A 12,815-nucleotide genomic window follows, 5' to 3' on the forward strand; every position below is an offset into this window, starting at 1 on the left:
CTCAACCGCGCTGAAATCCCGCACTGGAACTTTGACCGGGCGGCGTCAGGGGCACGCAGGGAATGGAACCGGTTGCTGGCCCGCGCCACCATCGAGGGGCCACGCGAACAGCAGCGGATCTTCACGACCGCGCTCTATCACGCCTTCCTGCATCCGTCGGTGATCTCCGACCGCGATGGCCGTTGGCGCGGTCCGGACGGCCGCATTCGCAAGGCGAAACACGGCCTGCGCTACTCGACCTTTTCGCTGTGGGACAGCTTCCGCGCCGCCATGCCGCTCTACACCCTGCTAGTGCCCGAGCGGGTCGATGATTTCGCAGGCAGCCTGCTCGACCATGCCGAGGCCAGCGGCCGCCTGCCGATCTGGCCGATCTGGGGCGGCGAGACCGGCACGATGATCGGCGAGCCCGCCTTGCCGGTGCTGGCCGATGCCTGGGCCAAGGGCTTCCGTGGCTTTGACGGCCGGCGCGCCCTGGCCGCCATGGTCCGAACCTCAACGGAAGATGCCGCCCTGTCGCAATGGAGCGTCCTTGACCGCTACGGCTACTACCCCTTCGATCGCGTGGAGGGGGAAGCGGTCTCGCGGACACTGGAGGCCGGCATCGGCGATGATGCCGTCGCCCGGATGGCTACCCTGCTCGGTGAGCCCACGACTGGGCAGCGCTTTGCCCGTCGGGCGGGGTCCTGGCGCGCCCTGATCGACCCCGAAACCCGGCTGACGCGCGGCCGCGATAGCCAGGGCAACTGGCGCACGCCGTTCGATCCGCTGATGCCGACCTCGCCCCTGAACAATCCGGGCGACTACACCGAAGCCAACGCCTGGCAGTACAGTTGGACCCCGGCCTTGCATGACCCCGAGGGTCTGCGCGACGCGATGGGCGGCGCGGCCGCCTTCCGCGCCATGCTCGATCGCTTCTTCTTCGACCTGCCCCCGACCAAGGGCGCGGCCTATCTCGGCCAGGAAGCGATGATTGGCCAGTATGCCCATGGCAATGAGCCCAGCCACCACGTCGCGTGGCTCTATGCCTTCACCGACAAGCCAGAGACCGGGCACAGGCTGGTGCGGCGGATCGCCCACGACTTTTACAAGGACAGGCCTGACGGCATCATCGGCAATGAAGACGCTGGCCAGATGAGCGCCTGGTACATCTTCGCCACCCTGGGTTTCTATCCGGCCCAGCCGGCCAGCGGTCGCTATGTCCTCGGCATTCCGCTGGTCGAGCGGGCCCGCATCGAGGTCCCGGGCCGTAAGGCGCTGATCATTGAGCGCCAGGGCCAGGGGGATCACCTGTCGGGCTTCACAAGGGACGGCCTGCCGCTATCGGCTCCCGCCATTCCGCATAGCCAGCTGATCTCGGCGGGGCGGCTTGAGTTTGCCACCTCTGCGGGTCAATGAGCTGGCCGATCCACGACGCCTTGGGGCAAGGTCTGGAACGCGGTCACTGTCATGCCGGGGACATCGGTCGCCGCTAGACAGAAGCCCCGTTCAGGAGTCCGGCAGGAAGTGCCATGTCCCCACTAGACCGCCGCGCCTTTCTCCTGTCAGCCACCGCGGCCCTGGCCCTGCCGCCGGCTGTCGCCAGAGCCCTGGCCATTGATGCCGATGTCCGCACCGGAACCCTGAAGGACGTCGAACATGTGGTGATCCTCATGCAGGAGAACCGGGCCTTCGATCACTATTTCGGCGTGATGAACGGCGTCCGGGGCTTCGGTGACCGGTTCCCGATCCCGGTGCCGAACAGCCCAGGCGTTGAGAACCGGACCGTCTGGACCCAGGTCAATGACACCGGCGCGGGCGGTCCACCCCAGGTGTCACCCTTCCCGTTGGACACGGTCTCGACCTTTGCCCACATGCGGGTCGAGGGCACGCCCCACAGCTGGGCCGATGCCCAGGCGGCCTGGAACGAAGGCCGCATGAACCGCTGGCCGGCCGCCAAGACCGAACGGGCCATGGGCTATTACCGCCCCGAGGACATCCCGTTCCAGTATGCAATGGCCGATGCCTTTACCCTGTGCGACGCCTATCACTGCTCGACCCAGACAGGGACCAACACGAACCGGCTGTTCCTCTGGACGGCGACCAACGACCCTTCGGGGCAGTTCGGCGGCCCTTCCATTTCCAACAGCCACGATAGCTTGGTCGCCGACGGCGGCGCGGCCGATCCCTATCGCTGGACGACCTATGGCGAGCGCCTGCTGGCCGCCGGCGTCAGCTGGCGGATCTACCAGGACATGGCCGACAACTTCACCGACAATCCCACGGCCGGCTTCAAGACCTATCGCGACAGCCATGACGGCCTGCCGGGCTCGGACCCGCGCCTCAAGGCCCTGGCCCTGTCGACCCGCAAGCTGGACGGCCTGCGCGAGGATGTCCTGTCCGGGGCCCTGCCGCAGGTCTCCTACATCGTCGCCCCGGCGGCCGATTCAGAGCACCCCGGCCCCTCCAGCCCGGCCCAGGGCGCAGACTATACCGCACGGGTGATCGACGCCCTGACGGCCGACCCGAAGGTCTGGGCCCGCACCGTGCTGCTGGTCATGTTCGACGAGAATGACGGCTTCTTCGACCATGTCCCGCCGCCGGCACCGCCGTCCATCGCGACGGACGGCACCGTGCTGGGGGCCTCCACCGTCGACACGGCCGGCGAGTACCACCACGTCCGTAATCCCACTGAGGCCAAGGCCGAACGCGAAGAGCTGATGGGCCGGCCGTATGGGCTGGGTCCGCGCGTCCCGCTCTATGTGCTTTCGCCCTGGAGCCGGGGCGGGTGGGTCAATTCGCAGGTCTTCGACCACACTTCTGTGATCCGCTTCATGGAAGCGCGTTTCGGGGTCAAGGAGCCCAATATCTCGCCCTGGCGCCGTGCCGTCTGCGGCGACCTGACCAGCGCCTTTGATTTCAAGGCCCCGAACACGACGCCCTTCGTCCAGGCCCTACCGAGCACCGAGGCCACGGCGGCAAAGGCTGCGGCCCTGCCGGCGACGACCGTGCCGCCGACACCCACGACCCTGGCTGTACCGGTCCAGGCGACAGGGCCGCGACCGTCACGGGCCCTGCCCTATGCGTTGCGGATCGACGAGCAGGCCAGGGACAACCGGCAGGGGCTGAGCCTGGCCAATGACGGCAGGCAGGCAGCCGTCTTCCATGTCTATGACCGGCTCCGGCTGGAGCTTCCGCCGCGGCGCTTTACCGTTGAACCGGGCCGGGAGTTGACCGCCCTTTGGCCTGCGGGAGCCTATGACCTCTGGGTGCTGGGCCCGAACGGCTTCCACCGCCACTACATCGGCACGGCACCAGGCCGGGAGCCCACGCTGGGTGTCTCGGTGTCTCAGGCCGGACAGCTCACGCTGAGCCTGCGCAATTTCGGAGATGTCATTCGGAAGGTTTCGGCAACCCCGAACGCCTACAAGACTGCCTTCCGGCCCTGGAGCCTGGACCTGCCGCCGTCACGCACTGTCCGGCACCTGTTGAACGTCAAGGGGACGGGCGGCTGGTACGACCTGTCTATCGAGGCTGACGGCTATCTGCGCCGGCTTGCAGGACGGCTGGAGACGGGCCTCGATAGCATCACGGATCCCGCCATGGGCGGCGCCGCCGTCATGGATCAACTGTTCCGGCTCTAGACGCCAGAGACCAACGCGGCAGTGCCTTCAGACGGCGGCCTGCCGCGTCCCCTCGGGTCCTTCGGCAACGTCCGGCTTGCGCCGCAGGAAGTAGATCCCCGCCAGAAGGGTGCAGGCGACCCCGACGACGCTGGTCGCATAGGCACTGGCGGTGAAGAAGGCCAGCCAGTCCAGACGCACCATGGCGAAGTTGCGCCAGAGCAGCAGCGCGACACTGCCCAGATAGCCCGAGGCGTCCGCCAGATAGATCAGGAAGCCTGCCGTTCCGATCCGGCCGCTGAAGGCGATCATGCGATCAAACAGCATGGCATTGAACGGCGTATAGGCCATGTAGAGGCCGGCCCCGGTCATGATCATCCAGACCAGCGGCGAGAGCAGATGCGCCTGGAAGGCCAGGGTCGACAGGCCCAGGATCAGGAAGCCGGCCAGAATGACGCCGTGCATGACCAGCAGCGCCCGCAGGTTGTCGCGCACCAGCATGACCGCCGCCATCACCGCCAGGGCAATCACCGCGACCGGAAACTCGCTGGCGGTAAAGACGCCTGAGGCCTCGCCGAACCCCAGGGCGCTCCAGATCTCGGCGGCAAAATTGTCGCGGAAGTCCCGGAACGCCGTCAGAAGCACATAGGCCATGACCAGCAGCACCACACCGGGGGCATAGGCCGCCAGGAAGGCCCGGCGCTGGTCCCGGTTCATAGGCTGGCGACGCACGCGCGCCGCCTCATCGGCGGGACTGGGCGGCGGGAGCTGAACCAGGGCCCAGACTGAAAGGGCCAGCAGCGGCAGGAACAGCGCGCCGGTCGCCGCCGGCATCCAGAATGGCGAGACATGCACCTCGACCATCAGCCACTTGCCCACCGACTTCACGACACCGGACGAGAGGATGAAGCTGGCACAGAGGATTGCGCCCAGAACCTCGGACGTCCGACGCCCTTCCATATAACCAAACACCAGGCCCCAGATCATGCCCAGGGGCAGGCCGTTGAGGAACAGGGCCGCCACATTCCAGGGCGCGGGAACCACGGCGAAGGCCAGCAGGGCCAGCCAGGCCGTGCCGATCAGTCCCAGGATGGCCGCGCCGCGTCGCGCCGGTGCGATCTCGGAGATCACCTTGACTCCGATCAGCTTTGAGGCGGCATAGCCGGCGACCTGGGCCAGGACCAGGGCGATCTTGTAGTCAATCGCCAGGGTCCAGCCGTCGACCTCGCCGAACGTCGCCGCCGCGAACGGCTTGCGAAAGGCATACATCGAGAAGTAGGCGCAGAAGCCGGCAAGCCCCGCGAACAGCGTGAACGCCAGCGGATTGGCTCGCTCCAGCCAGCGTCGTGGGGCCGTGCTCATCGAAACGCTCCAATTGAAGCAGCTGGTCTAGACCACGTCCACGACAGCCGGATGACGGGAACACACGGGTGGAAGCCGGGCCACCGCGCCCTAGCGGACCCGGATGTCCACACTGACCTTCAGGGCGTCGTGTCGCCAGTGTTCCCGATCAAATTCGACGACCTGCCCCTGGGCATTGTAGCAGGTCCGCTCAACGCTGAGGCCGGGCAGACCAGACTTGACCCGCAGGGCCTCGGCCTCGTCACGGATCAGGGCGCAGGGCCGCATGTCCACCTTGTTGCGGGCAACTCCGATGCCATAGACCGATTTGAGGACCGAGGTCAGCGAACCGTCGAGATCATGCTTGATGAGACCCGGAGCCAGGGAGGCGTCGACAACGATACTTTCGATCAGGACGGCCCGGTCGTCGATCGAGCGACGGCGGCGAATCCAGTACATCGGTGCGCCGACCGGTCGCGAGAAAATCTGCGCCAGCTCGGCATCGCAAGGGATTTCGACCTTGCTCAGGGTCTCCGTTGCCGGCCGCCGGCCCTGGGCTTCGACATAGGACATGAAGCCTTCCCACCGGGTCGGATCATAGACCACGGGGGGCGGCGAGACGTACCAGCCACTCCGGTCGCGCCGGTAGATCAGCCCCTCGGCTTCCAGCTGGAAAAGCGCCTCACGAATCGTACCGCGAGCAACCCCGCCGCCGATCTGGAGCTGGCGCTCCGACGGCAGTTTCTGGCCAGCCCTGAACTCGCCGCTGACGATCCGAACGGCGATGTCGTCTCGTACTCCAAGATAATGGAGGGTGTCGGACTGCTGCATCGGAAGAACCTGCCGGCGGTCGAATCCCGCCATGGCGCGAGGATGGAAGCCCACTACCCCAAGGTCAAGAAAGCCGGTCTCAGGCTCACGACTTTCCGCCCGCGATCAAGGATTCACGAAAGTTTCGCCGAATGCCACTTCAATCTGGTCTATACCAAACTGAGATTTTCGGAGATGAAGGCCATGACGACGGACCGCCCGGCCGGACATCTTGCAACCGAACCCACCAGCCACGCCGACCCCGGCATCAGTGCCATACGCCTCTAGCTGCACAGCCCAAGCCTCCAGCTCCCACGACCCTTTCGGATCCCTCATGACCTGCAACGCAGCGGCCGATGCCTTCGTGGCCGACCTCACGGATGTCTTCAATCGTCTCGGCCATCTCCGCTACGGCGAAGGCGTAAGCCAGATGCAGCATGCCCTCCAGACCGCCCACCACGCCAAGCTCGACGCGGCCCCGCCGGCCATGATCGTCGCCGCCCTGCTCCACGATATCGGCCACATGATGCAGAAGGCCGGTGAGGACGCCGCCGACCTCGGCATTGATACCCGCCATGAACAGATCAGCGCCGGCTTTCTTGCGCGCGCCTTCAGCCCTGAAGTGACCGAGCCGGTCCGCCTGCACGTCGCGGCCAAACGATACAGGGTCACAGTCGACCCAGCCTATCTGGAGCGCCTCAGCCCGGCTTCCGTGCAAAGCCTGGCCCTGCAGGGTGGCCCGATGGCACCCGGTGAGGTCGACACCTTCCTGACTGACCCTATGGCCCAGGCGGCTCTGCGACTGCGATCCTATGACGAGGCCGGGAAAGCTCCCGACGCAGAGGTCGCGGGCTTCGAGACCTATCATGACCTGCTCCGCGCGGAGATCGGGCGCGCGGGTATCCTGTAACCCCTTCAGGCAGGGATGCGGCTCAGCGGCGGGACCTCGCCGCGTGCGATCCGTCCCTCGATGTCGGCCAGGACCGGGCCCAGTCCGGCGACACTCTCGACCACATAGTGGGCCCCGGCCTCATAGAGAGCCTTGGCCGAGGCCGTGACCCGGGCTTCGCGATCGGCCGACGGCAAGCCCTCAAACGCCTTCTGATCGAGGCCGATCCCATTGCCCGAAGCCGACAGACCGACCGTCCAGGCTCCAACCTCAAGCCCTTCCTGGATGCCGACGGTCGCATCGTCGACCTTGACGCAGGCCCGGGCCGGCCAGGCGCCGAGTTCGACCAGGGCCTTCCACATCATCAGGGGTGAAGGGCGTCCGAACCGGGTTTCGCCGGCGCAGACGACGACATCCGGCGCATAGCCCTGGGTGTCCGCCAGGGGGAGGATGTCAGCCATCATCGGCCGGGTGTAGCCGGTGGTGGATCCGATCGGCACGCTCCGGCTGCGAAGGTCTGCAACGATCTGGGCGGCTCCGGGGATCAGCCGGGCGCAGTCGCGGGCCGCCGCCTGCATCCTGGGTTCAACGGCATCGTGCAGGCGGGAAACATCCTCTTCGGCCGGATCGGTGCCGAAGCGGGCGAACCAGAGCGCGGCGATGCGCGGCATGGCCAGCAGGGCCCGCACATGGTCACGCTTGGCCCGGCCCATATCTGCCCGTGCCTCAGCCTCGGTAATCTCGATGCCCGCCTCGGCAAACACCGCGCGCAGGGCCACAACCGGGGCCCGACAGCCAAAATCGATCATCGTTCCGGCCCAGTCGAAAACTACGGCACGGATGGGGCTGGGCGACAGGGACAGCGTCATTGGCATTCACCCAGGAGTTCGGAGATGACGTCCTCGGCCAGGCCGAAGGCTGTGGAGGCCCCGGTGCCGCTGGTCACGCTGACCAGACGAACGCCGGGCATGGGGGTCTCGACCAGGCTGTGGCCGGCGGCCGAAGCATAGGTTCCCGTCCAGCGCTCCAGCACAGGGGGCGCGGCCTGGCCGAACACGGCGGCGAACTCCTCAAGGATCAGGGCATCGACGTCGGCATGGCCAAACGGGTCGGGTGTCGCGGCATAGTGGTGGCTGTCACCGACCACCAGCGAACCATCCGCGCTCTGGACGACGATCAGATGGATGCCATTTTCGAGATGACGGCCCTGCTCGGCCAGAAGCCGGGCCCGAAGCGGCTCGGCCTGCGGCAACTCGGCATAGCCGAGATAACGGACCAGGCCGAGGTCCGACATCACCGGTGCCGGAAGGCGCCAGCCCGGATCGGCCAGGCGCAGCATCTGCAACTTGCAGCGGGTCACCCTGGCCCGCGCAAAATGATCGGGAAACAGCGTGACCAGATCATCACCGGGACAGACGACAATCGCGTTCGCTGCGATCGCGCCGGTTGAGGTCTCCAGGAGCCCGGGCTCGACTCGCCAGACCGCCGCACCCCGATGGAAGACGACGCCATGGGCTTCCGCCAGCCAGGCCGCCAGCCTCGGAATGGCCGTACGGGATTCCACCCGCAGGTCCACCTGGCTGGTCAGCCCCCCCAGCACCTTGCCCCGGACGGGCAGTCGGTCGCCCAGGCGGTCGGCATCGCGCCAGGCGCAGCCTTCGGCCATCTCGGTCTGCAGGAAGCTCTCCAGAACGGCCTGGGCCTCCGGTCGGCGCGCCACCATGGTCAGGCCGCGCTGCAACACCTCAATGCCGGCAGGACCGGCGACCTCGTTCCAGACCTCTGCAGAACGCCGGGCCCGTTTCCAGACCTCGCCCCGGGCCTGACCCGTGACCGTCACGAAGCCGAAGTTTCTGACCGAGGCCCCGTTGGCCTGGGCGTCGCGGTCAATGACGACCACCCTCTGGCCGAGACGGGCGGCCGCCAGGGCATGGGCGAGACCCACAATGCCGGCACCGACGACGGCGAGATCGAATGTCCGGTCCATGTCTTTCATCCCAGGCTCGAAATCTGGCCGGTCGGCAACGAACCCTCGTCTTCGACCAGATGTTGCAGGATCCGCTTTTCGAGGACCAGCAAGGCGTCGGCTCGGTTGGTCCTCATGATCAGCCCCCCCGACAGGGACCTGGCCGCGCCATGAACGGCCCGGGCGAGTCTCAGGAAGTCTGCCCGACCTCGCCCACCGGTACCATGCAGAGCACACAGTTGGCGCCAGTCGAGGACAAAGTCCTCGAGCAGCAGACCGAAGCGGGCAAGGCGTTCTTCAGAGTCGGCGACGGCGTCGCCAATCGCAAGTTCCGTCCGCAGGTCGTCGACGAGCCATTCTACCTCGGCCGCCGGCATGACCGGCAAGCGCTGGTCGCCCTCGGTGAGCAGTTTCGAATTCGCGCCGGCTGACCAGGCCACTGTCCGCCACTGCGCGCGAGGCGGAGTCGGACCACAGGCAAACTGCCAGAACGCGGCAGTTCCACTGGTGTCGGCAACAAGGTGGATCCGTTCGGCACTCGAGCGATTCTCGACATGGTGCCGGCGCCAGTTGTCGAAGATCCAGGCCTCCCCTGCGGCCATGTGAACCGCCTGGCCGTCGCAGTGGAAGCGGACCTCGGGACGGGTAAAGACCGGGATGTGCAGCCTCACCCGCTTGTGCCAGTGATAGTTGATGTCCGCGTGTTCGGGCACGCCAGCGCCGGGCGCCAGCCGCATCAGGCGTGACCGGCTCCACACGACACCAAAGGCTGCCAGGACCTGCTGCACATAGGGCATGCCGGCCAGCCAGGGCGTCGGCAGCATCTGCCCGTGAACAGAGTCCGTTTCACCGCCGCCGGCGCTGATCAGTCGTGCTGCGCTATTGCCGGCTACGCGGTCGGGGTGGGCAATCCAGGCCTCGGCCGGCAAGGCTGCCACTTCGGACTGCAGCCGCGCCGCATCGCACACCATGGGGAGCTGAAAGAAGGGTTGGGACAGGCGCATCGTTCAGGTCCTGCCAGTCGTCAGGGCATCACCCAGGCCCGATTTCAGAGGCCCCAGCCAGGGCTCATAGGGGCACCACTGGTCAAGGGCCTCGCGCCCGATCGGCCGGCGAACCTGTTCTGAGCTGGGCGTGCGGATACTGCGCCGGGTTTCGTGAAAGGCCAGGCAGGCCGGTTCGAACTCCAGACCACAATGGGCCAGCAAGCGACGCACGCTGGGTTCGAGATCGTCGACGATTGCTTCGTAGTCTACCTTCAGGACGCGTCCTGGCAGCACAGCATCCCAGTGCTGCATGAGCTGCAGATAGGCCCGATAGTGGCGAGCCAGATCGTCCAGACCGTAGCTGAACTCCTGGTTCCCGGAGCCGAACATCTGCTTGAAGTTGCTGAAGCCGCAGGCCATGGGCTCGCGCCGGACATCGATGATGGTCGCCTGCGGCAGGATCAGGTGGATCAGGCCTATGTGCCAGAAATTGTTCGGCATCTTGTCGATAAAGAAGGGTTTGCCCAAGCGGCGGTAAGTCCGGGTTTCGGTCAGGAAGCGCTCGCCCATGGCCCGGATCTGTCCGGCCGAAAGGCGCAGGATGGCCTCAGGCTCCACCGGCAGGCCACAGGCCCCATCGCGCCCGCAGAGTTCGGCGACCATGCGGTCGATCTCGGTCAGCTCCTGAGTCCCCTCGACCGCCGAATGCGAGGCCAGGATCTGTTCGATCAGGGTTGATCCGGAGCGCGGCAGACCGAGGATGAAGATGGGTGCGGTATCCCCCGCCCCCCAACCCGCCCGGGTGGCGAAGACCTCGGGCTTGAACACCGCCTTGAGCCGCTCCACACAGGCCTCGGCGACCTCGGGCCGATAGAGGCTCGCCGACCGCCTAAGGGCATTGGCACGGGCATAGCTGGCCCAGGATTCGGCAAAGGCCCGCCGGTCCTCAAGCGCCTTGCCGAGCGCAAAACCCAGATAGACGCGGTCCAGGTCCTGCAGGTCATTGCGCGCTTCCGCAGCCCGCAGGCGATCAAGGTCCTCGTCGGTGAAGACATAGGTCTTCAGATTGGCGAGGCTGAACCAGGCCACGCCATAGTCCGGCCTGGCCGCGAGGGCGGCCCGGTAGTCGGCTACAGCCTCAGCCTGCCGGCCAGTGACCTTGAGCGCATTGCCGCGCCACAGCCGCAGCTCGGCGATCTCCGGACCTGGCAGCGACGGCTCCGCCAGCAACTCCTCGTAGAGATCGATGACCGGCTCATGATCGCCGAGCCCGATACAGGCCGCCGCATACTGCTTCCGGTAATCCCGCCGGACCGGATCATGAGCGAGCAGCCCTTCGGCCTCGCGTCGGGCCGACAGGTAGCTCTGCTGCTGCAGCAGCACCAGGACGTAGTCAAAACGCGCGTCGTGGTAGAGGGGGACCTGCTCGATCAGCGGCTCCAGCAGGGCCTGGGCTCCGCCGAGGTCGCCCCGGGCGATCAGGATCCGCGCCAGAAGGTGGAGACACCCGGGATTGCCGGGGTCCTGCGCCAGATGGTCCCGAATGACCGCCTCGGCGGCGGCAAGATCATCATCGGCGAGCAGACTGCTGGCGACGACGACCGCCGGGGCCAGTTGCTGCAGCACGGCCAGATGCTGCGCCGCCTGGGCTGCCCGCGCCACGTCCCCTTGCCGGCGGTAGAGCTGCTCCAGCATGTCCCAGCTGGCCGGCAGGGTCGGGTTCAACAGGACCGCTTCCTCCAGGGCCTCGATCGCGGCCGGAGCGTTGCCGAGCAGGACGTGGCAATGGCCGCTTTCCTGATAGAGGCGGCTGAACCGGGGATGTCCGCGCCTGAGATCCTCCAGCCGGGTCAGGGCCTCACGGATCCGATGGGCCTGACGGAGGCCCCGGGCCTCCTGGAGGAGGGCCTCGCGATCGCTGCGGCCGGCCACACGGCTCACCGGACGGATTCCGCCCGCAGAAACGGCTCCAGCCAGTCCGGCTCGGGCTGGTCGGCGTCATAGTACTCAAAGATCAGGTGGATGCGGTCGGTCTCGCCCTGGTTCCGGACCCAGTGCGGGCCTAGATTGTCGACCTCCACCGCCTCTCCGGCGGCAAAATGGTGCTCCCGTCCGCCGAAGAAGGACACCACGCCGGGATTGGTCAGCAGCGGAACGTGGATCTTGTGCGGCCACTTGGCGGCGGGATTGGCATCAATATGCGGATGGATCATGCCGCCGGGCCGCATCCGCGCCAGCATCACCCGGGGAAAGACACCGCTGCGGTAGCCATAGGGGCGGACGGCCTGCTCCATCACCGGCGTCAGGACCCGGTTCCAGAGCGCCCAGGCCGGGCGGTCATGCGAGCCACGCCAGTCGCGCGGGCTGTCAATGAAGCGGAAGACGATATGCATCGTCTCGTCCAGCACTTCGAACCTGTTGGGTTTGCGCGCGTTTTCTTCGGCCCACAGGGCCGGCGGGATCGCCAGCACCGCCGTCCGCAAGGCCGCGATGTCGACCGCGCCCAGGGACCGGACACCCGACGTCTTGCGAGGATTGGCGGTGAGTGGGCGCGGGGCGGCGGTCATTTCGGCCCGTCAAAGCCGTAGCCGAAGACCTCAAGGTCCTGAGCATAGCGCGCCGCGACCCCATCAATCAGATCCCGGTCGTAGTAACGGCGGTAATCCTCGCGACGGCTGTCATTGACGCGCTCAAGCGGGCGCGAGGCAACGCCGATCCGGGCACAGATCGTATCATAAGATCCCTGCATGTCCTCGACACGCCCCACGGCATCGGTCAGCAGGTTCACCCCGTCCTCGGAGAGCAGCAGCGAGGCCTGCGGCTGGAACAGCACGTGATCCACCGGCGGCTCGACAAACAGGAAGTGACGCATCACGTCCTGCGGCCGCTGCTGAAAGACATCGCCGTCGCGCAGCATGAAGGCGCAGTAGGAAACGAAGCGATCAAAGGGGTTCCGCACGAAAGCGAACTTGAAATAGGCCTCAAAGACCGCGTCGCCGAGATAGGGGCGGATCTGGCGCAAGGGAAGGTGACCGTGGCGGATCGCCGCCAGGTCCCCCCAGGGAAAGCGCTTGTTCACGAACAGGCCGACCTGTTCGAGGTCGGTATCGTCCAGATGCTCGCGCAGGGCCCGACGCACCGCATGGGTACCGGTCTTCGGGACAGCTGCGAAAATGAAGCGATGACGATGGGAAACAATCACGTCTCAGGACACCCGGGAAAAC

12 protein-coding genes are annotated in these 12,815 nt (G+C 66.6%); 4 read left to right on the plus strand and 8 right to left on the minus strand.

The window, feature by feature from the left end; all coding sequences use genetic code 11:
- Together DBR10_RS11965 and DBR10_RS11970 are read left to right on the plus strand one after the other, a co-directional pair.
- Positions 1 to 1,395: glycoside hydrolase family 92 protein (locus tag DBR10_RS11965; protein WP_146187842.1), on the plus strand; the 1,395-nt coding region annotated here is incomplete at its 5' end.
- A 113-nt stretch (positions 1,396 to 1,508) separates the two neighbouring features.
- Entirely contained in the window at positions 1,509 to 3,620 is a 2,112-nt protein-coding gene (locus tag DBR10_RS11970) for a phosphocholine-specific phospholipase C (RefSeq protein WP_108505235.1), read from the plus strand.
- Positions 3,621 to 3,647: 27 nt separating this feature from the next.
- Here DBR10_RS11970 and DBR10_RS11975 read toward each other — a convergent pair whose 3' ends face one another.
- Positions 3,648 to 4,961 carry a DUF5690 family protein gene (locus tag DBR10_RS11975; RefSeq protein WP_108505236.1) on the minus strand — a complete coding sequence of 438 codons (1,314 nt, stop codon included), beginning with the start codon at positions 4,959 to 4,961 and terminating at the stop codon, positions 3,648 to 3,650.
- 90 nt (positions 4,962 to 5,051) lie between these two features.
- Positions 5,052 to 5,771 (minus strand): UTRA domain-containing protein, encoded by a 720-nt coding sequence (locus DBR10_RS11980; RefSeq protein WP_108489177.1) that lies wholly within the window; start codon positions 5,769 to 5,771, stop codon positions 5,052 to 5,054.
- 42 nt (positions 5,772 to 5,813) lie between these two features.
- Between DBR10_RS11980 and DBR10_RS11985 the strand changes: the two genes are divergently transcribed.
- Together DBR10_RS11985 and DBR10_RS11990 are read left to right on the plus strand one after the other, a co-directional pair.
- A complete protein-coding gene (locus DBR10_RS11985; protein WP_146184146.1) occupies positions 5,814 to 6,038 on the plus strand; it encodes a hypothetical protein in 225 nt (74 codons plus the stop codon).
- Positions 6,039 to 6,084: 46 nt separating this feature from the next.
- A complete protein-coding gene (locus DBR10_RS11990) occupies positions 6,085 to 6,660 on the plus strand; it encodes an HD domain-containing protein (RefSeq protein ID WP_108505237.1) in 576 nt (191 codons plus the stop codon).
- Between the two features lie 5 nt (positions 6,661 to 6,665).
- On the opposite strand, the gene phnX is transcribed toward DBR10_RS11990, so the two are convergent.
- Genes phnX through DBR10_RS12020 form a run of 6 tightly spaced genes read right to left on the minus strand, consistent with a single transcriptional unit; the run spans position 6,666 to position 12,793 of the window.
- Complete coding sequence (gene phnX / locus DBR10_RS11995; protein WP_108505238.1) at positions 6,666 to 7,508, minus strand: phosphonoacetaldehyde hydrolase; 843 nt, start codon at positions 7,506 to 7,508, stop codon at positions 6,666 to 6,668.
- Positions 7,505 to 8,626 (minus strand): TIGR03364 family FAD-dependent oxidoreductase, encoded by a 1,122-nt coding sequence (locus tag DBR10_RS12000; RefSeq protein WP_108505239.1) that lies wholly within the window; start codon positions 8,624 to 8,626, stop codon positions 7,505 to 7,507. The genes phnX and DBR10_RS12000 overlap by 4 nt, the downstream gene beginning before the upstream one ends.
- A 5-nt stretch (positions 8,627 to 8,631) precedes the next feature.
- On the minus strand, positions 8,632 to 9,609 hold the full coding sequence (locus DBR10_RS12005; protein ID WP_108505240.1) for an aspartyl/asparaginyl beta-hydroxylase domain-containing protein: 978 nt from the start codon (positions 9,607 to 9,609) through the stop codon (positions 8,632 to 8,634).
- A gap of 3 nt (positions 9,610 to 9,612) precedes the next feature.
- The gene (locus DBR10_RS12010) at positions 9,613 to 11,532 is read right to left on the minus strand and encodes a sulfotransferase (protein WP_233243391.1); all 1,920 of its coding nucleotides are present in this window, start codon (positions 11,530 to 11,532) and stop codon (positions 9,613 to 9,615) included.
- Entirely contained in the window at positions 11,529 to 12,158 is a 630-nt protein-coding gene (locus DBR10_RS12015; protein WP_108505241.1) for an aspartyl/asparaginyl beta-hydroxylase domain-containing protein, read from the minus strand. The genes DBR10_RS12010 and DBR10_RS12015 overlap by 4 nt, the downstream gene beginning before the upstream one ends.
- On the minus strand, positions 12,155 to 12,793 hold the full coding sequence (locus DBR10_RS12020) for a sulfotransferase family 2 domain-containing protein (protein WP_108489789.1): 639 nt from the start codon (positions 12,791 to 12,793) through the stop codon (positions 12,155 to 12,157). The genes DBR10_RS12015 and DBR10_RS12020 overlap by 4 nt, the downstream gene beginning before the upstream one ends.
- Positions 12,794 to 12,815: the final 22 nt, after the last annotated feature.

This window comes from Caulobacter sp. HMWF025 (assembly GCF_003060965.1).
Taxonomy (GTDB): Bacteria; Pseudomonadota; Alphaproteobacteria; order Caulobacterales; family Caulobacteraceae; genus Caulobacter.